General features: G+C 71.6%; 17 protein-coding genes. 7 read left to right on the top strand and 10 right to left on the bottom strand.

The window, feature by feature from the left end:
- Positions 1-31 precede the first annotated feature (31 nt).
- From ADK66_RS20790 to ADK66_RS20800, 3 genes are read left to right on the top strand one after another with little or no spacing between them, the layout of a single operon-like run.
- Entirely contained in the window at positions 32-1,954 is a 1,923-nt protein-coding gene (locus ADK66_RS20790; protein ID WP_053657870.1) for an AMP-binding protein, read from the top strand.
- Positions 1,954-7,485: a non-ribosomal peptide synthetase gene (locus tag ADK66_RS20795; RefSeq protein ID WP_053657872.1), complete on the top strand. Its 5,532-nt coding sequence runs from the start codon at positions 1,954-1,956 to the stop codon at positions 7,483-7,485. Before ADK66_RS20790 ends, ADK66_RS20795 begins: the two co-directional genes overlap by 1 nt.
- A 10-nt stretch (positions 7,486-7,495) precedes the next feature.
- On the top strand, positions 7,496-8,467 hold the full coding sequence (locus ADK66_RS20800; protein WP_053657874.1) for a chlorinating enzyme: 972 nt from the start codon (positions 7,496-7,498) through the stop codon (positions 8,465-8,467).
- A gap of 11 nt (positions 8,468-8,478) precedes the next feature.
- On the opposite strand, the gene ADK66_RS20805 is transcribed toward ADK66_RS20800, so the two are convergent.
- The 7 genes from ADK66_RS20805 to ADK66_RS20830 form a co-directional block, all read right to left on the bottom strand.
- Entirely contained in the window at positions 8,479-9,183 is a 705-nt protein-coding gene (locus ADK66_RS20805; protein WP_082377582.1) for an SDR family NAD(P)-dependent oxidoreductase, read from the bottom strand.
- 98 nt (positions 9,184-9,281) lie between these two features.
- Positions 9,282-10,313, bottom strand: a complete 1,032-nt coding sequence (locus tag ADK66_RS20810) for a pyridoxal-phosphate dependent enzyme (protein ID WP_053657877.1) — start codon at positions 10,311-10,313, stop codon at positions 9,282-9,284.
- On the bottom strand, positions 10,303-10,905 hold the full coding sequence (locus ADK66_RS20815) for a hypothetical protein (protein WP_053658299.1): 603 nt from the start codon (positions 10,903-10,905) through the stop codon (positions 10,303-10,305). Before ADK66_RS20815 ends, ADK66_RS20810 begins: the two co-directional genes overlap by 11 nt.
- Positions 10,906-10,937: 32 nt before the next feature.
- Entirely contained in the window at positions 10,938-12,167 is a 1,230-nt protein-coding gene (locus tag ADK66_RS20820; protein WP_157552737.1) for an alpha/beta fold hydrolase, read from the bottom strand.
- A gap of 79 nt (positions 12,168-12,246) precedes the next feature.
- Positions 12,247-13,197: a chlorinating enzyme gene (locus ADK66_RS20825; protein ID WP_157552741.1), complete on the bottom strand. Its 951-nt coding sequence runs from the start codon at positions 13,195-13,197 to the stop codon at positions 12,247-12,249.
- Between the two features lie 2 nt (positions 13,198-13,199).
- Positions 13,200-13,448, bottom strand: coding sequence for an acyl carrier protein (locus ADK66_RS32350; protein WP_231640113.1), 249 nt, complete (start codon positions 13,446-13,448; stop codon positions 13,200-13,202).
- 16 nt (positions 13,449-13,464) lie between these two features.
- Positions 13,465-14,991, bottom strand: a complete 1,527-nt coding sequence (locus ADK66_RS20830) for an amino acid adenylation domain-containing protein (protein WP_231640114.1) — start codon at positions 14,989-14,991, stop codon at positions 13,465-13,467.
- Between the two features lie 200 nt (positions 14,992-15,191).
- On the opposite strand from ADK66_RS20830, the gene ADK66_RS20835 reads away from it, so the two are divergent.
- The gene (locus tag ADK66_RS20835; RefSeq protein ID WP_053657881.1) at positions 15,192-15,506 is read left to right on the top strand and encodes an acyl carrier protein; all 315 of its coding nucleotides are present in this window, start codon (positions 15,192-15,194) and stop codon (positions 15,504-15,506) included.
- Positions 15,503-16,648 carry an alpha/beta fold hydrolase gene (locus ADK66_RS20840; RefSeq protein ID WP_053657883.1) on the top strand — a complete coding sequence of 382 codons (1,146 nt, stop codon included), beginning with the start codon at positions 15,503-15,505 and terminating at the stop codon, positions 16,646-16,648. The genes ADK66_RS20835 and ADK66_RS20840 overlap by 4 nt, the downstream gene beginning before the upstream one ends.
- 21 nt (positions 16,649-16,669) lie before the next feature.
- Here ADK66_RS20840 and ADK66_RS20845 read toward each other — a convergent pair whose 3' ends face one another.
- Positions 16,670-17,884, bottom strand: coding sequence for a cytochrome P450 (locus tag ADK66_RS20845; protein WP_197281597.1), 1,215 nt, complete (start codon positions 17,882-17,884; stop codon positions 16,670-16,672).
- 89 nt (positions 17,885-17,973) lie between these two features.
- Here ADK66_RS20845 and ADK66_RS20850 point away from each other — a divergent pair, with 89 nt between their 5' ends.
- Positions 17,974-19,188 carry a cytochrome P450 gene (locus tag ADK66_RS20850; RefSeq protein ID WP_053657885.1) on the top strand — a complete coding sequence of 405 codons (1,215 nt, stop codon included), beginning with the start codon at positions 17,974-17,976 and terminating at the stop codon, positions 19,186-19,188.
- 52 nt (positions 19,189-19,240) lie between these two features.
- On the opposite strand, the gene ADK66_RS20855 is transcribed toward ADK66_RS20850, so the two are convergent.
- Positions 19,241-20,857, bottom strand: coding sequence for a hypothetical protein (locus ADK66_RS20855; protein ID WP_053657887.1), 1,617 nt, complete (start codon positions 20,855-20,857; stop codon positions 19,241-19,243).
- Positions 20,858-20,911: 54 nt separating this feature from the next.
- Positions 20,912-21,934 (bottom strand): lipoyl synthase, encoded by a 1,023-nt coding sequence (gene lipA, locus ADK66_RS20860; protein ID WP_082377584.1) that lies wholly within the window; start codon positions 21,932-21,934, stop codon positions 20,912-20,914.
- A gap of 409 nt (positions 21,935-22,343) precedes the next feature.
- On the opposite strand from lipA, the gene aspS reads away from it, so the two are divergent.
- The gene (gene aspS / locus ADK66_RS20865) at positions 22,344-23,630 is read left to right on the top strand and encodes an aspartate--tRNA(Asn) ligase (RefSeq protein WP_053657889.1); all 1,287 of its coding nucleotides are present in this window, start codon (positions 22,344-22,346) and stop codon (positions 23,628-23,630) included.
- Positions 23,631-23,652 lie beyond the last annotated feature (22 nt).

Raw genomic sequence — 23,652 nt, forward strand, 5'->3', positions numbered from 1 at the left:
ACGGCGCGAGCAGGCCCGATACGTTCTGGGCATGGCCACCCAGTCCTTGGCCGACGTGCTGCTGATCCGGGCCGAATCGACGCCGGACGCCGTCGCCTACGAATGTGTCGATGCCGCCGGCGAGGTGAGCGCACTCAGCTACGCCCAGGTGGCCACCCGCGCGTCCGCCCTGGCCGAGCAGATCGCCGGGTGCGGCGACGACGGTCCGGTGCTGCTGGCCGTTCCGGCGGGGCTGGACTACCCCGTGGCGGTCTTCGGTGCCTTCCTCGCCGGACGCCCGGTGATCCCGGCCTACCCGCCCGGGTCGAGCGGGCCAGACCGGGGCCGGCTGGACGGCATCGTGGCCGACGCCCGCCCGTCGGTCGTGATCGCGGAGCAGACGCATCCGGAACTGGCGGCGGTGCCGGCGGCGCTGACAGTGCCCGGTTCGGAGGCGGACGGCGGGCCGTGGAGCAGGCAGGGCCGGAGCGCTGCGACGGATGTGGCGATCGTGCAGTACACGTCGGGCAGCACCGGGAAGCCGCGCGGTGTGCTGGTCCGGCACGACAGCGTCCTTGCGAACGTCGCGGGCATCGCCGACCGGTTCCAGCTGACCGAGTCCGCTCGCGGGCTGGTCTGGCTACCGCCCTACCACGACATGGGCCTCATCGGCGGCCTGCTGACCCCGGTCGGGGCGGGCATCACGATCCGCATCATGCCGCCGGGTGACTTCCTCAAGTCGCCGCTGTGGTGGCTTCGGCAGGTGACCGAGAGCGGTGCGACGGCCAGCGGCGGGCCGGACTTCGCGTACGCCCTGTGCGTACGCCGGGCGCGCCTGCGCGGGCCGGAGGCGCTCGCCGGACTGGACCTGTCGGGATGGCGGGTGGCCTTCAACGGTGGCGAGGCGGTCCGGCACCGCACGCTCACCGAGTTCGCCGAGACCTTCGCCCCGGTCGGGTTCCGTCCCGAGGCGTTCCTGCCCTGCTACGGGCTGGCCGAGGCGACACTGATGGTAAGCGCCGGCCACTGGCGGCCGGCCCCCGGTCCGGTCAGTTGTGGGACGCCGGTGCCCGGCCAGCGGATCGCTGTGGTCGATCCGGAGGGTCTGAGCCCTGTGGGCGACGGCGACGAGGGTGAGATCTGGGTGGCGGGACCCCACATCACGCCTGGTTACCTGTCCGGCCGCGACCAGGACGACCTGTTCGGCGACCTCGACGGTGTCCGTTACCTGCGCACCGGCGACCTGGGCTACCGGGCCGGCGGCGAGCTGTTCGTGACCGGGCGGAAGAAGGACGTCATCGTTCTCCGCGGCGTCAACCACCACGCGATCGACGTGGAGGCGGCGGCCCTGGACGCGGCCGGCAAGGCCGTCGGCACGGCCGCCGCGTTCCTTGTCGACATCGAACCCGAGCCGTTCGCCTGCCTCGTGCTGGAGGTGCGGGGCCGGCCCGCCCCGGCCCTCGTCGGGGACGTGCGGGCCGAGGTGCTGGCGCGGACCGGCCTGCGGCTGGGCGCCGTCGCGCTGGTGCCACCGCGATCGGTGCCGCGTACGTCGAGCGGCAAGGTACGCCGGGCCAACTGCCGCGATGCCCTGCTGGCGGGAGCGTACGACGGCTCGGTGGTCGCCGACCCGGCCCTGCTCGGTGCGCTGGCCCAACGGCGGGACCGCGACGCCGCGGTCGCCGCCCTGGCCGGCGTGATCTGCGGCATCGTCGCCGAACTGTGCGACGTCGACGAGTGCCGACCGACCGATCGCCTCGTGGACCTGGGCGTGGACTCGGTGCGCGCGGGCGAGGCCGCCGACGTGCTGGGCGACACAGTGGGTCTGGACGTGCCCTTCGAAACGGTCCTCGCCGCCACCACACCGCGTGCCGTCGCGGACGCGCTGATGGACCGGTGGCTGAGCGAGGGCAGCACACCGGGTCAGGTCCGCGAGCGGCTCGCCGCGATCGACAGCCACGCGAGCGTCTCGTGATGGAACCTGCGGTCGGGCGGCACCTCGTCAAGCGCTGGCGCTCCGGCGATCCCGCGCCGGCGACCCGGCCCGGCCCGGCCCCGGTGTCGACAGCGCAGCGGGGCGTCCTCGTCTTCGAACGGCTCTACCCGGGCACCGCGGTCTTCAACCTGCAGCACGTCGCCAGGCACACCGGCGCACTCGACGAGGACCGGCTCGACGACGCGCTGTCCGTCGTGCTCCGCCGGCACCCGGCCCTGCGCAGCACGTTCACGGACGCCAACGGCCGTGGTCCGGCCCGGATCGTGCACGACTGGACGACGCTGCGGGCCGAACGGACGGACCTGACCCACCTGGAGCCGGCGCAGCGCGCGGTCGCCGCCTTCGAACATGCGCGGCGGCTCGTCACCGAACCGTTCGACATCGCGAACGGGCCCCTGGTCCGGGTACACGTCCTCCGGTTGACCGACAACGAGCGCCTGCTCGTGTTCGTCGCGCACCACCTGGTCTGCGACGGCGGCTCGATGCGCGTGCTCCTCACCGAGCTCGACCGCGCGTACCGCGGCGAGCTGACCGGCGGGCCGGGCGACACGGTGCCCAGCCCCGACCCCGCGCCGCCCCGCCCCGGGGCGCTTGACTACTGGCGGGAACGGCTGGCCAACCTGCCGGAACTCGACCTGCCGGCCGACCACGGGAGCCCGCCGCGGCCGACGTTCGCCGCGGACTCGATACCGCTGACCATCGGACCGGACGTCGTCGCGGCAGCCGAGCGACTGGGACAGACCGAGCGGGCCACTGTGTTCATGGTCCTGCTGGCGGCGTTCCAGCTCCTGCTCGGTGAGCACAGCGGACAGGACGACTTCGCTGTCGGTTTCCCCGAGGCCGGACGGTCGGGACGGGGCCGGCACGGCGCTGTGGGCCTGCTCGCCGACCTGGTCGTGTTCCGGGCCGACCTGAGCGGCCGTCCATCGTTCCGGGAGCTGGTCCGGCGTGCCCGGGACAGCTTCCTGGCCGGCTTCGCCCACCGCGGGGTGGCCTTCGAGGACGTGGTCGCGGCGTTGGCGCCGGGCCGGAGCCTCGACGGGTCCCTGGTCTCCGCCAGCCTGGTCTTCCACGGGGAGACGGGCGAACCGACACTGGCCGGCGCGCCCCTCGAACGGGTGACGGTCGGGCGGCCCGGCCTGCGCTACGACGTGGACCTCCACCTGTGGCGGGCGCGGGGCCGGCTGTGGGGCAGCTGGGACTACCGGACCGAACTCTTCGACCCGGTGACGGCAGCCCGGATGGCCGAGCGGCTGCCGGTCCTGCTGGCCCGGGCGCTGGCCGAACCGGATCTGCCGGTCGACCAGCTCGACACGCTCACCGACACGGACCGCGCGCTGCTCGACCGGTGGGGGCGCGGTCCGGCCGCCGGTGACCCGCCACTCACCCTGCACGATGCGTTCACCCAGCAGGTAGCCCGCACGCCCGACGCTGTCGCCGTCCAGGACTCCCGTCGAACGCTTACCTATCGGCAGCTCGACGAGCGCTCCAACCAGATGGCCCACTACCTGCGGGACCGGGCGGTGTGCGCCGGGGACATGGTCGGCATCCGGCTCGGCCGGTCCGTCGACCTGGCCGTGGCGATGCTGGGCATCCTCAAGGCCGGGGCGGCGTACCTTCCGCTCGATCCCGCCTACCCGGCCGACCGTACGGCCTTCATGCTCCAGGACAGCGCGGCCCGGATGGTGGTGACCGCCGCAGAGCTGGCCGCGCTCGACGAGCGGCCGGTGTCCGCTGTGGACGGGCCGCCGGTGCCACCCGACGCCTCGGCGTACGTGCTGTACACGTCGGGTTCGACCGGCATGCCGAAGGGCGTGCTGCTCACCCACGACAGCGCGGTGACGATGGTGACCTGGGTCCGGCGGACGTTCGCGCCGGCCCACCTGTCCCGGGTGCTCGCGTCCACGTCGATCTGCTTCGACGTGTCGGTTCCCGAGTTCTTCGCGCCGCTGTGTGCGGGCGGCACCGCGGTGATCGTCGACAACGCCCTCTCGCTGCTCGCCGACGTACCGGACGTGACGATGATGAGCGTCGTACCGTCTGCCGCGAAGGCGCTCGTCGAGGTGGAGGCCCTGCCCCGCAGTGTGCGGGTGGTGGGCCTGGGCGGCGAGGCGATCACCGGGACCCTTGTGGACGACCTCTACGCCACAGGGCACATCGAGGCCGTGATCAACCTCTACGGTCCGACCGAGGACACCACCTACTCGACGTACGCCCGGCTCCGGCCCGGCGAGCAGCCGCCTCCGATCGGCGCGCTGCTGCCGGACGCGCGCGCGTACGTCCTGGACCGGGCGTTGCGTCAGGTGCCGGTCGGCGCGGTCGGGGAGCTGTACCTGGCCGGGCGTGGCTTGAGCCGCGGCTACATCAACCGGTCCGGGCTGACCGCCGCCCGGTACGTCGCCGACCCGTTCGCGACAGCGCCCGGCGACCGCATGTACCGGACCGGCGACCTGGTGCGCTACCGCTCCGACGGTGCCCTGCTCTACCTGGGTCGGCAGGACTTCCAGGTCAAGGTGCGGGGGCAGCGGATCGAACTCGGCGAGGTGGAGACCACGCTGCAGAACCATCCCGACGTCCGCGACGCTGTGGTCGCGCTGTACGGCGACCGTCTGGTCGGCTACCTGGTGGCGCGCCCAGCAGACGGCATCGACCTGGACGGGGTGCGGGCATACCTGCGCCGGACGCTGCCGGTCGTCATGGTCCCGGGCAGCCTGGTGGTGCTCGACGAACTGCCGCACACACCTAATGGAAAGGTCGATCGTCTGGCGTTGCCGCCGCCGGCCGATCCGACAAGTGGTGCCCAGAGCGATCCGCCGCGCGGCGCCGACGAGGAACTGGTCGCCGAGGTGTGGCAGCAGGTTCTCGAACTCGACCGCGTCGGGCGGGACGACGACTTCTTCGACCTCGGCGGGGACTCCCTGCTGGCCGGTCAGGTGCTCGGCCGGCTGCGCGCGCGGGCCGGCTCGTCACTGCCGCTGCGGCTGGTGTTCGAGAACTCGCGCCTGTCCGACCTGGCGGCAGCGCTGCCCGCACCGGCGGAAGGCCCGCCGGACCCGACCGACCGCCCGGAGGTGTCGCCACGGCCGGCTGACGAACCACCGGTCCTCTCGTTCGACCAGGAGCGGTTGTGGCTGGAATCCCAGATCCGGCCCGGTGCCGCCTACCACGTGCACGGCCGCCTGCGGCTGCGCGGAGCGCTTGACGTCGCGGCGCTGGAGCGCAGTGTCCGGGCGATCGTCGACCGGCACGAGATCCTTCGGACGACGTTCCCGGTGGTCCGCGGCCAGGCCGTGCCACACGTGGCGCCGCCCGACCCGGCCTGGCGGATCGACCGGGCCGACGCCGACCGGCCGGAGGTGGCCGAGCGGCTCGCGGACGACCAGGCGGCCACGCCGTTCGACCTCGCTCGGGGACCGTTGTTCCGCTGCCTGCTGGTTCGCCAGAGCGACACCGATCACCTGGTGAGCATCACGATCCACCACGTCATCTCCGACGCGTGGTCGGTAGGCCTGTTCCTGCGCGAGCTGTCCGCCCTGTACGCGGTCGGCGGGGACACCGCAGCCGCCGAGCTGCCAGCCCTGCGCGTCCAGTACGGGGACTACGCCGCATGGCAGCGACGGTGGCTGACCGCCGAGCGGCGCGCGGCCCAGGTCGACTACTGGCGCGACCGGCTGGCCGGGGCGCCGGCGGCGGTGGACCTGCCGACGGCACGCCGTCGATCGCCGGCTCAGGGCGCTGTCGGTGGCCGGGTCCGGGCAACGCTGGGCTCCGCCGACGCCGCGGCGTTGAGGCGGCTGTGCCGGGAGCACGAGGTGACGCCGTTCATGGCCACTGTCGCGCTGTTCTCCACCGTGCTGCACCGCTGGTCCGGCCAGGACGACCTGGTCATCGGCGTCGCGGTGAACACCCGCCGCGACGCCGGGGTGGACGCGCTGCTCGGACTGTTCGTCAACACCGTCCCGGTGCGGATCGACCTCGGCGGCGCTCCCGGCTTCGACGAGCTGCTGCGCCGGGTCCGCCGGGCGTGCATCGACGACTGCGTCAACCACGGCGAAACGCAGATCAACCTCCTGCTCCGCGAGCTGCCGGTGGTTCGCGACCCGTCGCGTACGCCGTTGTTCCAGACGCTCGTGAGCATAATCGACACGGCCGAGGGCAGGTTCCGGCTGCCCGGCGTCGAGGTGGAGGGCGTGGAACCGCCACCCCAGCCGGGCAAGGTCGATCTCAACCTGAACGTGCACGAGGGCGGGGACGGCACCGGCGAGTTCCGGCTCGAACTGCTCTACCACGCCGACCGGTACGACGCCGCGGCGATGCAGGCGTTCCTGGACCAGATCGCCGCGTTGCTGCCTGCGGTGGCCGCCGATCCGACAGGCGGCATCCTCGACTACGAGCTGTCCGGCTCACCGGCCGCCGTTGGTCCGGCCGCGACAGTGGCCGCCGAGCCTCGTACCGTCGGGGAGCCTCGGGCGGAGCGGGCGCCGGACCGCGTCGCGGTTGTCGACGGGGACCGGGAGTGGACCGACCGGCAGCTCGCGGACGCGGTCGCCGATCCGGCCGGACCGGATCGCCCGGCTGCCGGCAGCAGGCTGGCGGCACTGATCGCCGCGCTCCGGCAAACCGCCGACACGGACGCGGCCGGCACCGCCGAGCCCGCCGACTGGGCTGTCGATCGGTTCGGCCTGACGGGCGAGGACCGGCTCGCCGTCGTGTCCGGCCCGCCCGGTCTCGCGGCGTCGGCGCTGTCCTCGGCGGTGGCCGCCGGGGCTGTGCTGCATCTGCCGGCCGACGACGAGCCCGATGCGTTGCTGGACTGGCTACGGACCACAGCCGTGACAGCTGTGTACCTCACCCCGCCGTCGCTGCGGGCGCTGACCTCGCACCTGGCGCAGGCGGCGCTGCCGCACCTGCGGTACGCGTTCGTGGCCAACCGTGGTGACCTGACCGCACAGGACGTGGAGCGGCTCCGGCCGCTGGCACCCGGCTGCCAGGTGGTCGGCGTCTACTGCGGACCGCCGACGGGCCGACCGCTGGCCGGCTACCCCGTCCCGGCGACATGGACGGCGGCCACGGCCCCGCTGCGCGTACCGATCGGCACGGAACTGGCCGGCGCGTTGGACGTACGCAACCGGGCCGGGCGGCCGGCGGCCGTCGGCGAGGTGGGCGAACTCCACGTCGGCGAGCTGACCACCGGTCAGCTGGCCCGACGGCGGCCCGACGGCGTGCTCGACTTCGCCGGCGGTGGGCCGGCGTCCGCACCGTTCGCCGATCCGCTGGAGACGCTCACGGCCCTGCGCGACCTGCCCGACGTGGACGACGCGCTGGTGGACGGATCGGCGACCGCGTACGTCGTCGGCACCGTCGACCTCGGCCGCCTGCGCCAGCACCTTGTCACGCGGCTGCCGGAGCACCTGATCCCCAAGCGGACCGTCGTGGTCGCCCGGCTCCCGCTCACCGTCGACGGTGAGTACGACCCGGACTCGTTGCCCGATGCCCCCCTACCGAAATGAGCGAGCAGCCATGACCGACATCGCCCGCGCACAGTTCGCGCTCACCGACGAGCAGCAGGAGACGTTCTGGCGGCAGGGCTTCTTCGGCCCGTTCCGCGTCCTGGACGAGGACGAGATGGTGCGCACCTGGCGGTCGGAGCGGCTGTCCGTGCTGGATCGGCGCAACGCCGTCTACCCCGAGAACACGGCGGTGTCGGGCAACACCAACATCTCCAACTACGACAGGCACCTGGACAACGGCTTCCTTGCCGACCTGGTCACCGACCCGCGGATCACCGACCGGGTGGCAAGCGTGATCGGGCCGGACGTGCTGTGCTGGCGTACCGAGTTCTTCCCGAAGTACCCCGGCGACGAGGGCACCGACTGGCACCAGGCCGACACGTTCGCGAACGCTTCCGGCAAGCCGCAGATCGTCTGGCCCGAGGACGCCGAGTTCGGTGGCACCATCACGGTCTGGACGGCCTTCACCGAGGCCACGACCGACAACGGCTGCCTCGAGTTCATCCCCGGCTCGTACACGCGGATGAACTACGACGAGTCCAAGGTGATGGAGTACTCGCCGGACACGATCAACAACGCGACGAAGAGCGGCAAGAAGCGCGGTTTCTTCGGCTACGACTACCGGCAGCTCCAGGTCGACCCGGACTTCCGGCCGGACGAGTCCAAGGCCGTGCCGATGGTCATGCGGCCGGGCGAGGCGGTGATGTTCTGGTCGACGCTGATGCACGCGTCGTACCCGCACTCCGGCAAGACCGACGCGATGCGGCTCGGCTTCGCAGCCCGGTACGTGCCGACCTCCGTGCACGTCTACCCGGACACCGACGTGGTGGAGGAGTACGGGGGAACCGTGAGCCTCGACCGGTACGGCGCCGTTCTGGTCAGTGGCGAGAACCGCTACGACCACAACCGCATCGCCACGCACACCACGACCGGGCGCCCGTTCCGCCTGCCCACGTCCCCGTCCGGTCCGGCCGGCCGGTGACTCCGGCGCGGTCAGGAGTCGATCGGGCTCCGGCCGCGCCAGAGCCGTCCGGTCGGACCGTCGTCCGGCAGGGTGGCGAGCCATACCGCGGTGTCGGCTGACGTCGAGGCGTCCAGCGGCCCACTACCGCCGGCCTGGTCGGCGCCTGCCTCCGGGCAGCACGCGTTGACCAGGATCCCGTCGCCGGCCAGCTCGTCGGCGAACACGCGGGTCAGCGCGTTGACGGCGGACATCGAGACGCGGCTCGCCCATGCTGCGCGGGGATCGGCGGCCGACCCGGACGAGACGTTGACGATCCGTCCGTAGCCGGCGGCGCGCATCAACGGCAGGACCCCCTGGACAAGCCGCCACGGACCGAACAGGTTGGTCTCCAGCGTCCGGCGGACCAGTTCCAGGTCGACGCTCGCCGCGGCCGCGTCGTCGCCGAACAACGCGTCGGCGTTGTTCACCAGCACATCGCACCGGCCGAGGCGCCGGTTCACCCAGGTCACGAGCCAGGCGACGCTGTCCGCGTCGCTGACGTCCACCTGGCGTACCGCCACCCGGTCGGCGAGGCCGCCCAACCGTTCGATCGCCGCGCGACCGTCCTCGGCGACGCGACAGGTGAGCACCACGCGCATGTCCAGCGCGGCTAGCCGCCGGACCAGCTCCAGGCCGAGTCCGCGGTTTCCTCCCATGACGACTGCGACCCTGTCCGGGGCCAATGTGTGAACCATCCTCCCGCGTTGGCCTGCGTACGGGCCCGACTCGTGCACTTGATCCTGAAGGGCCGGCCCGACCGGAACACGTCACCGAATGCGGCGACCTCCCGGCGCTATCCGCCCGTCACCAGCTGCGGGCGGTTCACCTCGCGCCCGACGTACCTGCCGGTCCGTTCGAGGATCTCGCCGTACCGGTGGATGTCGTTGTTTCCCCCGGAGAGCACGCACACCACAGCCCCGCGGAGCGGGCTGCGCAGGGGCATCCGCAACGCGGCGCTCGCCAGCGCTCCGGCCGGTTCGGCGATGATGCCGTCGGTCTGGTACAGGTCGACCATCTCGGCGCAGACCGCGTCCTCGGGCACGGACACCAACTCGTCCAGCAGGTCGCGCACCACCCGGTAACCGATCCGCCCTACCGACGGAACGGCGGCGCCGTCGACGAACGTGTCGATCGGACGCAGCGCCGTGGGCCCGCCGTGGTCGAGCGCGGCCCGCATGCTCGCCGCGCCCGCCGGTTCGGCGCCGATGACCGTCACGCCCGGCAGCCTGTGCTTGAGCCACGTCAGCATTCCCGCTACCAGCCCGCCGCCGCCGACCGGAACGATCACCGTGCCGACGCCGCCGCCGAGCTGCTCGACCACCTCGACAGCGACTGTGGCCTGCCCGGCCACGACAGCGGGATTGTCGAACGGGTGCACGTAGGCGCCACCGGTGCGTTCGCAGTCCTCCAGCGCGGCGGTTGTGGTGGCGGCGAAGTCGGCGCCGGCCACGACGACGGTGCGCACCACGCCGTCGCCGAGCGCCGCGATGCGTTCCCGCTTCTGCCGAGTCACAGTGGCCGGCAGGAACACGCGCCCGGGAACGGCCAGCTGCCGGCACGTGAACGCGACGCCCTGTCCGTGGTTGCCCGCGCTCGCGCAGACCACACCGTGGGCGCGCTGGCCCGCGGTGAGTGAGGCGATCGCGTTGTACGCGCCACGGACCTTGTACGAGCGGCACAGCTGGAGATCCTCGCGCTTGAGCCACACGGGTACGCCGGCGGCGGCGCTCAGGCGCGCGTTCGGATCGAGGGGAGTACGGCGTACCACGGGTCGCAGCACCTCGGCGGCCCACGTGATCGACGCGACGGACGGCTCACCGTTCATGTCGCCTCGTCGGCGGAGACGTCGCCGGAACCTCCTTGCGCATCACACAGTGGCTCTTGCCCTTGGGCCGGATGTAGGCGAATCCCGCCTGCTCGAACAGGCTGCGCGTGGCGTTGTAGAGGAAGGAGGCCGAGGTCTTCTTCCCGGCGGTGTCCTGGGGGTAGGACTCCACGAGCCCGCCGCCGCCCTGCGCGATCAGGCTGAGGGCTCCGTCGAGCGCGACCCGGGACACGCCTTTGCGACGGTAGTCGCGGTCGACGAAGAAGCAGGTGATCCGGTGGTCCGGCAGGATGTCGAGTTCGGCAAGGTACTGCTTGCCGTGCTGGACGTTCGGCAGTTCGTCAGGCGTGCCGTACTCGCACCAGGCGACTGCCGCGTCATCGTCGAACACCAGTGCGGCGTGGGCCCGTCCCTCGTTGACCAGCCGCTGTTTGAGACTGCGGTTGACCTCGGCGCCCTGTCCCCGCTCGGCACAGGAGGGGTGGAAGTAGATGCACCAGCAGCCGCCCCATACCCCGTTGTGCTTCTCGACGAGCCGTGCGAACGCATCCCACGTGTCCGGACCGAGCGGTTTGACAGTGAAGTCGCTCATGGTGTCCTCCATTGACGAGAATTCACCCGATGCTAGGCGTGGGCCACGTCCCCCCGCGTGGTCGGATGCGCGATGAAGTCGGCGGCCGCCTGCATCAGGGCGGTGCTGTCGGCGTGGAACAGGGAGGCGTGGTCGCCGTGCGGTTCCATCCGCAGGCGTGCGTTCGGCAGGCCCTCGGCCAGCTGCCGCGAACCCTGCGGGTGCGCGGTCTCGTCGTCCTCGCTCGTGACCACGAGCGTGGGCTGTCTGACGTGAGTGAGGTACTGCTCCACGTCGGTACGGGCGAGGGCGCCGTTGAGCCGGCAGTACCTGTAGAAGAGTTCGGCGCTGGTGTAGGGGTACAGCACCAGATGCGCCACCTCGGCGGGCGTGCTGGTGAGCGCCACCTGCCAGAAGGCTGCCTGGACCGACCGCGCGGCGGCCCGGCTGTGTGCGGCGATGGTCATCAGCTCGATCAGGTCGTTCTGGAACCGGGTTCGCGGCGAGCCGCCGGCGAACTCGTAGGCGCCGTGCCACAGGCTGAGCGACAGGATCCGTTCGGGCCGGCTCGCCGCGGCGGCCAGGCCGATCACCGCACCGCCGCAGAGGCCCACCACGTGCGCGTCGGCCACCCCGTAGTGGTCCATGACGGTGAACAGGTCGGCGGCCTGCGCGGCGGTGTCGACGGCGTAGTCGTCACTGTGGTCGGCGGCCCCGAACAGACCCCGGCTCTCCCAGGCCAGGACCCGGCGGTCCCGCGCCAGGAAGCGCATCCACGACTCCGCGAGCGCGGCGGGCATTCCGCAGGCGGGTACGACGACGACAGTCTCGCCGGGAGGCCCGGCGCTGTACACGTTGAGCGGGAGTCCGTCGTGCGAGCGTGTGCTCTGCCGGCTGAAGAACCCGTCGAAGCTGTTCGCGACGGCCTCGGCGGTGATCCGGTCGATGTCGGTCAGCAGACCGTCCGGCATAGGCGTGACGGCGTCGACCAGGTCCGCCAGGGCCAGGCGGTCGCTCACCACGCGCTCGAAGACCTGAAGGTCGCCGGAGGCGACGTCGCGGCTCAGGGCGAGCGACGGGACGCCGGCCTGCCGGGCGACCCGTCCGAGGACCTGTTCGACGTCGTGCCACTGCCGGGCGGACCAGCCGGTCGGTGCGCCGCTGGCGTCGCGGCCCTCCGCAACGACCCTGACCGGTCCACCCAGCCCTTCGACCAGGGGCCGGACCGACAGCACGGATCTCGCGAGCCGCGCCACCGCCGACCTCGCCTGCGCTTGCACCATCGGCCGACTCTCTCTGTGACGGCGGGGACCGGTGACCGGGCCGGAGACGTTCACCAGCCCGGCCGTTCCCGGTCGCGATTCACCGAACCGGGAACTTGTGGCCCCGCGTCGTGGTGGTCACCTTGCGGTTGTGGGTGTACGTGTCGACGCCGGCCACCAGCACCGTGCCGTATTCCTGCAGGCTCACGCGACCGCCGTACTCGTCGACGTCGTCGGTGTCCGGGTAGACCTCCACACAGGTCGGAACGTACCGGCCGGCGAAGCCCAGGCGCATTCCCTTGTCCGGCGCGCTGTGGGGCTTGGACGCGTGCATCATTGTCGACCAGAACATCACCGCCTCACCCGGGCGCATGATCATCGAGACCGCCTGGTCCACCGGCGGCTTCCAGTCGGGGTCCTTCTGCAGTTCGCGGTAGTCGTATCCGTAGAAGCCGCGGGTGACGCCGTCTTCCTTGCGCTGAGCGTTGATCTTGTCGGGCTGGTAGTGCATGCCCTTTGTCTCGTCGTAGTACATGGTGCGCTGCGTGCCGGGGATGAACTGCAGGCAGGCGGTTTCCTCGGTGGCCTCGGTGAACGCCGTCCACACAGTGAGGGTGCCGCCGTACTCCCTCTCCGCCTCGGGCCAGACGATCTGGGGCTTGCCCGACGCGAACGCGAACGTGTCCGCCTGGTGCCAGTCGGTGCCTTCGTCGCCGGGGTACTTCGGGAAGAACTCGGAGCGCCAGCACAGCACGTTCGGGCCGAGCACTGCGGTGACCCGGTCCACGATCTCCGGCCGGCAGATGTGGTCGGCGAGGAACGTCGAGTCGAGGTGCCGGTCGTAGTTGGCGATGTTCGTGTTGCCCGCCTGGGCGTCGCCCTCGTCGTAGACAGCCTGGCTGCGGTCCATGAGGCGGAGCCGCTCCCGCTTCCAGAGGCGCTGCATCTCGTCTTCCTCGTACACCTTGAACGGTCCGAGGTAGCCGCGTTGATGGAACTGGGCGACCTCTTCCGGGCTCGGCGTGAAGTTGCGTTCCAACGTGTTCGTCATCGTCAATCCCTCGCCGTCACGGGTTGCTGACTGTTGAGTTGCCGTGCCACGAGCGCGGACATCTCGTCGACGCTCGCCTCCTCCAGTTCCGCGACATCCGCGGTGATGCCGTACCGCTCGTTGATCTCGGCCACGATGCGGATGAAGGCCAGAGACGTGGCGCCCTGGTCGAACATGTCGACGGCCGGGTCGACGTCGCGTTCCAGCACGGTTCGTGTGATGTTGCTGATCGTCTGCCTGATGTCACTCACCGTGGCATCAGGCAGATCACTGTCCGAGTGCATCGCGATCCACCTTTCCTTGCAGCGTCATCGGAATCTCCGTGACGACCTTGTAGAGGGACGGCCGAAGGTGCCTCGGCAGACTCCGGACGGCGTGACGCTCGGCGGCGGCGGCCAGGCCGTCGTCGGCGTCCGTTCCGCGCGCCGGCAGCAGGTGCGCGACCAGCCGCACGTCGCCCTGGCCGAAGTCCCGCGCCACGACGACTGCCCGCCCGACGCCGGGCACCTGGGCCAGGCACTGTTCGATCTCACCTGGTTCGATCCGGTAGCCCCGGATCTTCAGCTGGTCGTCCACCCGGCCGAGGTAGGCCAGCTCGCCGCCGGGAAGGCGTACCCCGACGTCGCCGGTGCGGTACAGGCGCTGCTCGCCGAGTTCCGCCATCGAGGAGACGAACCGTTGCGCGGTGAGGTCGGGGCGGTTCAGGTAGCCGCGGGCCACCCCGCCGCCGGCGATGTACATCTCGCCCGGCTTGCCGTCCGGTACCGGACGGCCGTCGTCGTCCAGGACGTGCACACGCAGATCCGGAATGGGTACGCCGATCACACTCACGCCTGTCGTGTCCAGGTCGGCACCGGTGATCCGCCGGTAGGTGCAGTGCACAGTGGTCTCGGTGATGCCGTACATGTTGACGAGCTGCGGTCGCTCGTCGCCGTGCCGCTCGATCCAGGGCGCCAGTTGCCGGGGCTCCAGCCGCTCCCCACCGAAGATCACCAGTCGCAGGGAGAGACCGGCCGTGTCGGCACCCTGGCTCGCCGAGAACAGCAACTGGTGGAACGCCGAAGGGGTCTGGTTCAGGACTGTCACCCGCTCGGAGCGCAGCAGCGAGACCAGCAACGAGGGTGAGCGGGTGCTCGCCTCGGGCATCAGGACCAGTCGCCCGCCGTGCAGCAGCGCGCCCCAGATCTCCCACACGGAGAAGTCGAAGCTGATCGAGTGGAACAACGACCAGGTGTCGCGATCGTCGAACGCGAACCACGGATCGGTCTGCTCGAACAGGCGCACCACATTGCGGTGCTCGACAGTCACGCCCTTCGGCGTCCCGGTCGAGCCGGAGGTGTAGATGACGTACGCCAGGTTGTCGGCGGACGCCGGCGGGTGCCCGCTGGGATCGAGGCGGACGGCGCCGGGGCCGGACGTCACCTCGTCACTGTCGATCCACACGACCGACGGGTGGCGGTCCCCGATGACGCCGGCGGTGTTCCTCGCCGCCACCACGATCGGCGCACCGCTGTCGGACAGCAGGTAGTCGATCCGCTCGGCCGGATAGCTGGGGTCGATCGGTACGTACGCGCCGCCGGCCTTCAGGATGCCGAGCATGCCGACGATGGCCTCCGGGCTGCGCCGTACGCACAGCCCGACCAGGACGTCCGGCCCGACACCGAGTTCAGCGAGGTGATCGGCGAGACGGTCGCTGCGCGCGTCGAGGTCGCCGTAGGAGACGGACTCGTCCGTCGTGGTCAGCGCGATGCGCTCCGGAGCCTCGCGCGCCCGATCCCGGAAGATTTCGTGCAAGCGGCGACCGGAGGGCGCTGCTGAGACCTGCATTCCGCCACCATCCTCGCGAAGAGCGGAAGTTCCCCAGCGACGCGGGTCAGCCCGAGTGCCCAGTGACTGCCGCACGTGTGTTCAGGCTAGGTACGGCCGGGCAGCTCGGTGGAGTCACCGGAACGGGCGACTGACCCGCGCGGGGGGCGACCGGATTTCGTTACGGGGTGAACCGGACCGAGGTCGGACGCGCCGGAGGTGTTGCCATCAGCGACCTGCGCCTGGACGGCACCGACGAGGAGAGGGTCGACCGGATCCTCGCCATCGCGCGCCACGTGCTGTCCACTCCCGACGTCGCTCCCGACGACGAGCTCGCCGACCACGGCGGCACGTCCCTGTCGATCATCCGGATCGTCGCCGAGGCGAGCCGTGCGCTCGGCCTGGACATCGACCCGCGGGATCTGGGCGGGACGGTCACGGTACGCAACCTCGCCCGTGTCGCGCGAGCACCGGCGCAGCGACCGCCGGCCGATCAGCCATGACCGAGGGCCCCAGCCGCGCGCTGGCCACACTTGTCGAGGCCGTACGCCAGCTCGAAGGTCTGACCGGACAGGTCGGCCCGTTCGCGCTTCCTGACGACACCTGCGACAGGGCACCGGATCTGGTCGCCGCCGTGTGCCGGGCGCTGGACGTTCCCCTCACCTTCGACGCACCGTCGAGCGCCCGGGACCGCGACTTCGCTGTCGTCGCCCTGGCCGCGGAGATCCAGCGGGCGCAGCGCGCGCCCGAACTGGCCGGCCTGCGGCCCGAGGACGGGGCCGCGCAGGCGCGGCGCCTGCACGCGGACGAGGAGGCGGGGTACCGGATACGGACCGTACCCCGGGCGAACGGCACCGTGATCACGGTCGTGGAGTCCGGCCCGCCAGACGCCCCGGGCGTGCTGATCTCCCCGCCGTGTTCCCTGAGCTACCGGATCGCGCTGCCGTGGCTGCGGGCACTCAACTCCTCGTACCGCTGCGTGATCATGCAGACGCGCGGCACCACCGAGCCGATAGTGGACGAGAAGGACTTCGACCGGCGGGGGTACGACCTGAGCCATCAGGTGCAGGACCTGGTGGCGGTGGTCGACGAGCTGGCCCTCGGCCCGGCGCACGTCATGGGGCTCTGCGCCGGTGCATCGGTGGCGCTGGCCGCGACCGCGCAGCGCCCCGACCTGGTCAGTTCCCTGAGCCTCTGGCACGCCGATCTGGAGATGGGCGGCGACGCGGAGAAGACCGACCACCAGGTCAACCTGCGGGCCCTGATGGACCTGGGTGGCGAGTCCCGCGACACCGCGGCCTGGCTGCGCGGCAAGCTCACCAGCGGCCCGATGACAGGGGTGCCCGCGGGGATCGGGCCGCTTGTGGTCCGGCCGTACGCCACGACCGAGCTCTTCTACCGGTACGCCAAGCTCACCGCGGCGACGATGCACTGGGATTCCCGGCCGACCGCCGCCGGCGTCCACCAGCCCTGCCTCGTGATCACCAGCGAGGACGACGACACCGCGCACCCGGCCGGGTCCCGGCGACTGGCCGAGATCGTGCCCGGAGCCCGGCTGGTGGTGGCCGAACACGGCAACCACCTGGATGCCTTTCGCGCGACAGCCGAGCAGGTGCGCAGCCTCAGGTCGTTCCTGGCGGCGTGACCGAGCGGCAGGCGGTGCCGGTCAGCGGGACCGCCCGGGACGGAGGGTGACGGTACACGGCAACGACGCGAACCCGCGCTGGTGCGGGGAGTGGATCCATCGCGCCCTGTCCATGTCGAGTTCGTAGTCCGACACGAGCGCCGCCAGTTCCTCAAGCGCGACGGTGATCTCCAGCTGCGCGAGCGGTGCGCCCAGGCAGAAGTGCGGTCCGTGCCCGAAGCTGATCATCTTGCTCGTGTCGCGATCCAGGTCGAACCGGTCCGGCTCGGAGAATGCCCGCGGGTCACGGTTTCCCGACGCGGGGAGCAGCACGATCCGCGCGCCCGCGGGGAGCCGCGTGCCGTGGATCGTGGACTCCTGCGTAAGGGTGCGCGCCGTCATCTGACTGGCCGAGTCGTACCGCAGCGACTCGTTGCACCAGTCGGCGGCACGGCCGCCCAGGCCCGCCGATCGCACCTCGGGCAGCCGCCAGCCGTGGTACCACGCGATCCCGATCTGTTTGCCCGTCGACTCGTTCGTGGCGCTGACCAGGAGGAAGAGGAAGGCGACGAGTTCGGAGTCGGTGAGCGGCCGGCCGTCGACCCGTGCTTCGATCATCGCGGAGGTGAGGTCGTCGCGTGGGCTCCGGCGCCGGTCGCCGACCAGCTCGACGTAGTACTCCGCGAGGCGGAACCCGGCGGCGACGGTGGCGCTCGACCTCGTGTCGACACCGTCCTCACAGTGGTTCAGCACGTCGTTGTCGGCGCGGATCATGTCGCGGTCGTCGTCGGGTATCCCGACGATCTCGCACATCACGTCGTTGGGCAGAGCCGCGGCGAACTCGGTGAAGTCGAACCTCTCCACGTCCAGCAACGGTTCGAGCCGGGCCCGCGCCAACTCGCGCACCCGGGCCTCCATCCCGGCGACCCAGCGTGGCTTGAACACGCTCCCGACGAGCCGGCGCAGCCGCCCGTGGTCGGGCGGATCCATCGCGAGGAAGAAGCTGGTCTTTGTCGCGTCCGTGCCCCACAGGTCGGGCTCAAGGGAGATGCCGTGGCGGTTGGAGAACAGCGCCGGGCTGCGCAACGCGGCAAGCACGTCGTCGTAGCGGGACAGCGCCCAGAAGTTCCGTTCCTCGTTGCGGTAGACGGGCGCGTTCTCCCGCATCCAGGCATAGGCCGGGTACGGGTCCGCGTGCAGGCGGTAGGAGAACGGATCGTAACTCGGGTCTGCCGCCGTGCTCGTCAGGTACCCCACGGGTGGACCGTACGCACGGGCGCCCGGCACCTCCTGTCACGCGATCCAGGGGCAGTCGCCCGGGGGACCGGTGCGGTTAGGTTCTGGACATGACCGCGTCGGCCTCCGTGCTCGGTGCCGGTACGCCACCGGCCTACGACCCGTTCGACTACCGGATGCACGAGGACCCGTATCCCACGTACGCCTGGATGCGGGCCAACGCGCCGCTGTACCGCAACGAGCGCCGCGACTTCTGGGCGCTGTCGCGGTACGAGGACGTGGAGTTGGCACTGAGCCGCTCCGCCCTGTTCTCCATCCGCAACGGCATCTCCCTCGAGCCGGAGCTGTGGGATCCGCAGGCGGCGAACCGGATCCTGTTCCACGCCATGGACCCACCCGAGCACGGTGCCTACCGCCGGCTGGCGTCCAGCGCCTTCACCCCGCGTCACGTGGCCAGACTGGAACCACGCATCCGCGAGTTGGCCCGCGCCCGGTTGGAGCCGCTGCGCGACCAGCGCACCTTCGACTTCGCCTCCGACTACGCCGCCGCGCTGCCCAACGACGTGGTGTGCGAGATGCTCGGCGTACCACCTGAGGACTGGGACCAGCTGCGAGCCGACACCGACGAGCTCAACCAGCGGGTGGACGGGTCGGACGAGCGAGGTGAGAACTCGGTCCGGGCGGCACTGCGGCTGGCCCAGTACTTCGTGGGACTGATCACCGATCTGCGCCGTCAACCGCGCGACAATCTGACCTCCCAGGTCATCCAGTCGGAGGTCGGCGGGGCGAAGCTCACCGACGCGGAGGTCGTCGCGTTCCTGTTCCTCGTCGTCAGCGCCGGAAACGAGTCGACGGGCAAGACGATCGGCAACGCGTGGCTCCATGGTGCGTTGCACCCGGACGTCGCGCAGGCCGGCCTCAACGGTCGCGCCGAGGACTGGGCCAGCGAGGCCCTCCGGTACGACTCCGGCAACCAGATGACGGTCCGGTCCCTCACCGAGGACCGGGTGATCCACGGCACCCGGCTGGAAGCCGGTTCCCGGATCGCGGTCCTGCTCGGGTCGGCCAACCGGGACGAGCGGGTGTTTCCCGACCCTGACAGGTTCGACCTCGACCGCGACACGTCGAAGATGATCAGCTATGGTCGCGGGCCGCATCACTGCCTGGGCGCTCCGCTGGCACGGATCGAGATGACGATCGCCCTGGAGGAGGCCGGCGCGGTCTTCTCCGACTATGAGATCGACTTCGCCAACGCCCGGCGGGTGCACTCCCCGAACCAGCGCGGCTTCGCATCGCTGCCGTGCTCGGTGACCCACCGCCGGTAGTCGGTCAGAGCGGACCGGCAGGGAGTCCCAGGAGGACGACTGGGCCGGGTGTTCAGGCGCGGGGCAGGTAGATCCGCCAGCCGTCGACGGTGACCAGCTCCAGGCTGCCCGGAGCCGCGCGGAGACGTTCGTCGAGCCGGGCCGCCAGCGGCGATCCGGTCGGCGCCACCAACGCCGCCGTCGCCGCGCGCTCGACCTCTCGGCGGTACGCGGGATAGCGGTCGAATCCGGGGTGCAGAGTGTCGTCGACGACGGCGCAGACGACGTCCTCCGCGCTGGCGAAGGTGAGCCTGTTGCAGGTCCAGTAGCCGGCCCGGACGTGTCGTACGCCGAGCTGACGCAGCGTGCTCACCAGCTCGGCGTGCCGGGCCTCGGCCGCCCGGGTCGGCGGGACGGTCTGTGCGGCCCGCCAGGTGGCGTGGACGGCGGTGCCCAGCGTGGCGACGAGCACCGCCACAGCGACCGGCCGGACCAGCGCCGACCCGACGCCGCCCCGGTCCGTGGCCAGGCCGCGTCGGGCAGCCGTCCACACTGGCCACAGCAGCGCGGGCAGGGAGATGAGCAGGCAGGACAGGTAGCGGGAACTCTCCACCGGGGTGAGCCCGGCGGCACTGCTCACCGTGTACGCGCCGAGGGTCGCCACGGCGGCCAGCACGAGCGCCAGCCGCGTCGCGGCAGCGGCCCGAGGTGCCGGGTCGGCCGGTCGACGCAGCGCCCGCCAGGCCGTGGCGGCGGCGACGGCCAGCAGCACCGGCAGCGCGAGCGCCCACCACAACTGCCAGGTGGCGCACGAACCGGGAGCGCAGAAGCCCATGCCCAGCGGGGGGCCGAGCACCAGGCCCCCGTGCAGCCGGTCGGCCCAGTCGGCGGAGGCGTTCGCGCCACTGGCGGCGAGCACGGCGCGAAGGGGATTTCGTCCGTTCACCAGGCTGTGCAGCAGCAGCGGGGCCGCCCCCAGCACGGCGGCGGATCCGAGCAGCGCACCGGCCCGCCCGCGCAGCTCCCGGTGGCAGAACCCGACGAGTACCGCCCCGGTCGCCGCGACGTACGGCAGCACGAGCGGGTCGACCCAGAGCATCAGGCCGGCCAGGAACCCCCAGAGCGCCCAGCGGGCGAGGCGCCGCCCCGGCCGACCGGCGGCCAGGCCCACGGCGAGCAGTGCCAGCGCGACTCCTGCCGCGTTCATCTCCGGGTAGCCGCCGCCGGCGATCAGCTGGTTCTTGACGATCCGGTCGGAGCCGAGAGCCAGCAGCGCCACCACCAACAACCCGAACCAGCGGTCCCCGGTCAGCCGCAGCGTCAGGCGCCACGCCAGCAGCAGGAACAGCGCGTACAGCGCCAGGGTGGGCAGCCGCAGGCCGAGCACTGAAGGCCCACCGGCCAGCGCGAAGATCGGCGCGGCGAGGTACGCCTCCAGGGTGCCCATGTACTGCTGGCCGTAGAACCAGACAGGGAAGCCCTCGCCCCGGGCGATGTGCAACGCGCCCAACCCCATTGTGGCCTCGTCGCTGTTCGTGGCCGGTGTGGAGTGGGCCAGCAGCCAGAGCCGGTAACCGATCCCGGCGAGCAGGGCCGAGGCGGTGAGCCAGCCGACCAGGCCGGGGCGCGCACTCGGCCCTGGGCGCGGTCGACCCGCGCCACGCGGCTGCTGGCGTACCCCGGCGGTCACCGCACGATCATGACATCCGGCTGCCGGGCGGTGGTGCGGCGCGCTGCCGGCGGGTCAGCCGGCGGCGACCGGGGTGGCGGCGCGGGCGTCGAGGGCCTGCTTGTAGAGCCGGCCGGCCCGGTACGACGAGCGCACCAGTGGCCCGCTCATCACCCCGGCGAAGCCGATCTCCTCGGCCTCCTCGCGCAGCTCCACGAACTCCTCCGGCTTGACCCAGCGGGTGACCGGGTGGTGGCGGGGGGTGGGGCGCAGGTACTGCGTGATGGTGATCAGCTCGCAGCCCGCCTCGTGCAGGTCACGCAGCGCCTGGGAGATCTCGGCCCGCTCCTCGCCCATGCCCAGGATGAGGTTGCTCTTGGTGACCAGGCCGTCGGCGCGCGCCTGCCGGATCACGTCCAGCGAGCGGTCGTAGCGGAACGCCGGCCGGATCCGCTTGAAGATGCGCGGCACGGTCTCCACGTTGTGCGCCAGCACCTCCGGGCGGGAGCCGAAGACCTCGGCGAGCTGCTCGGGGACGGCGTTGAAGTCCGGGATCAGCAGCTCGACGCCGCAGCCGGGCTGGAGGGCGTGGATCTGCCGGACGGTCTCGGCGTACAGCCAGGCACCGCCGTCGGGCAGGTCGTCGCGGGCGACACCGGTGATGGTGGCGTAGCGCAGGCCCATCGAGACCACCGACTCGGCGACGCGACGCGGCTCGTCGGCGTCGAACTCGGCAGGCTTTCCGGTGTCGATCTGGCAGAAGTCGCAGCGCCGGGTGCACTGGTCACCACCGATGAGGAATGTGGCCTCACGGTCTTCCCAGCACTCGTAGATGTTGGGGCAGCCGGCCTCCTGGCAGACGGTGTGCAGCCCTTCGCGCGAGACGAGCCCACGCAGCTGGGTGTACTCCGGCCCCATCTTGGCCTTGACCTTGATCCATGGCGGTTTGCGCTCGATCGGCGTTTCGGCGTTGCGCGCCTCGATCCGCAGCAGGCGCCGCCCCTCGGGGGCCGCCGTTGCGGTGCGCGCTGCCTGGCCGGTCGTCGGCGCGGAGTGCTCGATCGTCACGAAAACGAGCCTACGCCCGACGGCAGCCATCTATGTACGCCAGGCGACCGGCGTCACGCCGCGGATGTTGTGACGCCCGACACCGCGCTGCCAAAAATTGCCGTCACATTTGCTGGGATCGGGTGTTACGGTCCCAGCCAACAGCGACGACGGAGCCGAGTAGCGCGCCGAACCGCCAGTGCAGAGAGCCGCCGGTGCTGAGAGGCGGTCTGGCGCCGATGCGCGAAGACCCTCCCGAGCTGCGGGCAGAACGGCGGCGCACGCCTAGTAGAGCCCGCCCGGCTGGCCCCGGTCACCAGGCGACGAACGAGGCTCCCGCCGCGGCGGGAGCGAAGGTGTGGTGGCACCGCGAGGTTCCCGCTCGCCCACACCTCCCTGGGGCTGACGCGACACCGTCGCCCCGGCGGCGGCGTCGCGATCGACCGAGGAGCAGATCGCCATGCAACGAACCCTGTCCCACCACCTGCCCGCCCACGTCGGCGCGACAGTACGGATCGCCGGCTGGGTGCACCGCCGCCGAACGCTCAAGTCGGTGGTCTTCCTGATCGTGCGGGACGCCGCAGGCCTGGCCCAGGTGGTCGTCACCGACCCGGCCGTCCGCGCCGAGCTGGAGAAACTCACCGAGGAGACGGTCGTCGAGGTCACCGCGACGGTGACCGCGAACGCCGCAGCGCCCGCCGGGGTCGAACTGACCGACCCGACGGTACGTCCCCTCGGCCCGCCCGCGGTGCCGCCACCGTTCGACCTGTACCGGCCGACGCTCACCGCGAGCCTGCCCACCCAGCTCGACAACGCACCCACAGCGCTGCGGCACCCGAGGAGGTCGGCGGCGCTGCGGATCTCGGCGGCGGCGGTGGCCGGCTTCCGGACCGCACTCGACGCCCACGACTTCGTGGAGATCCATACGCCGAAGGTGGTCAGCTCGTCGACCGAGAGCGGGGCGAACGTGTTCGCGCTCGACTGGTTCGGCAGGCCCGCGTACCTGGCGCAGTCACCGCAGTTCTACAAGCAGCTGATGGTCGGTGTCTTCGAGCGCGTCTACGAGGTGGGGCCGGTCTTCCGGGCCGAGCCGCACGACACGGTCCGGCACCTGGCCCAGTACACCTCGCTCGACGCCGAGCTGGGCTTCGTCGCCGACCACCGGGACGTGATGCGGGTCCTGCGCGACACAGTGGCCGGCATGCTGGCCACTGTGGGCGAGCGGGCCGCCGGTGCGCTCGACACGCTCGGCGTCGAGCCGCCCACGGTGCCGGCGGAGATCCCGGCCGTGCACTTCACCGACGCGCTGCGGATCGCCGGCGCGCCCGCCGACGAGCCGGACCTCGCGCCCGCCCACGAACGGGCGCTGGGGGAGTGGGCCCGCCTCGAACACGCCTCGGACTTCCTCTTCGTCACCGGCTACCCGATGGCGAAGCGGCCGTTCTACACCCACCCCGACCCGGCGCGTCCCGCGTACTCGAACGGGTTTGACCTGCTCTTTCGTGGCGTGGAGCTGGTCACCGGCGGGCAGCGGCTGCACCGGCACGCCGACTACCTGGCGGCGTTGGCCGCGCGGGGTGAGCCGGTCGAGCCGGTCGCCGGATATCTGGACGCGTTCCGGCACGGCATGCCGCCGCACGGCGGCTTCGCCATCGGCCTGGAACGGTTCGTGGCCCGTCTGGTCGGGGCGGCAAACGTCCGGGAGGTCACCGCGTTCCCGCGCGACAGGCACCGCCTGACGCCGTGAGCGTCGCGGCCCTCGGTGTCGC

This window comes from Micromonospora sp. NRRL B-16802, from assembly GCF_001279555.1.
GTDB lineage: Bacteria > Actinomycetota > Actinomycetes > Mycobacteriales > Micromonosporaceae > Micromonospora > Micromonospora profundi.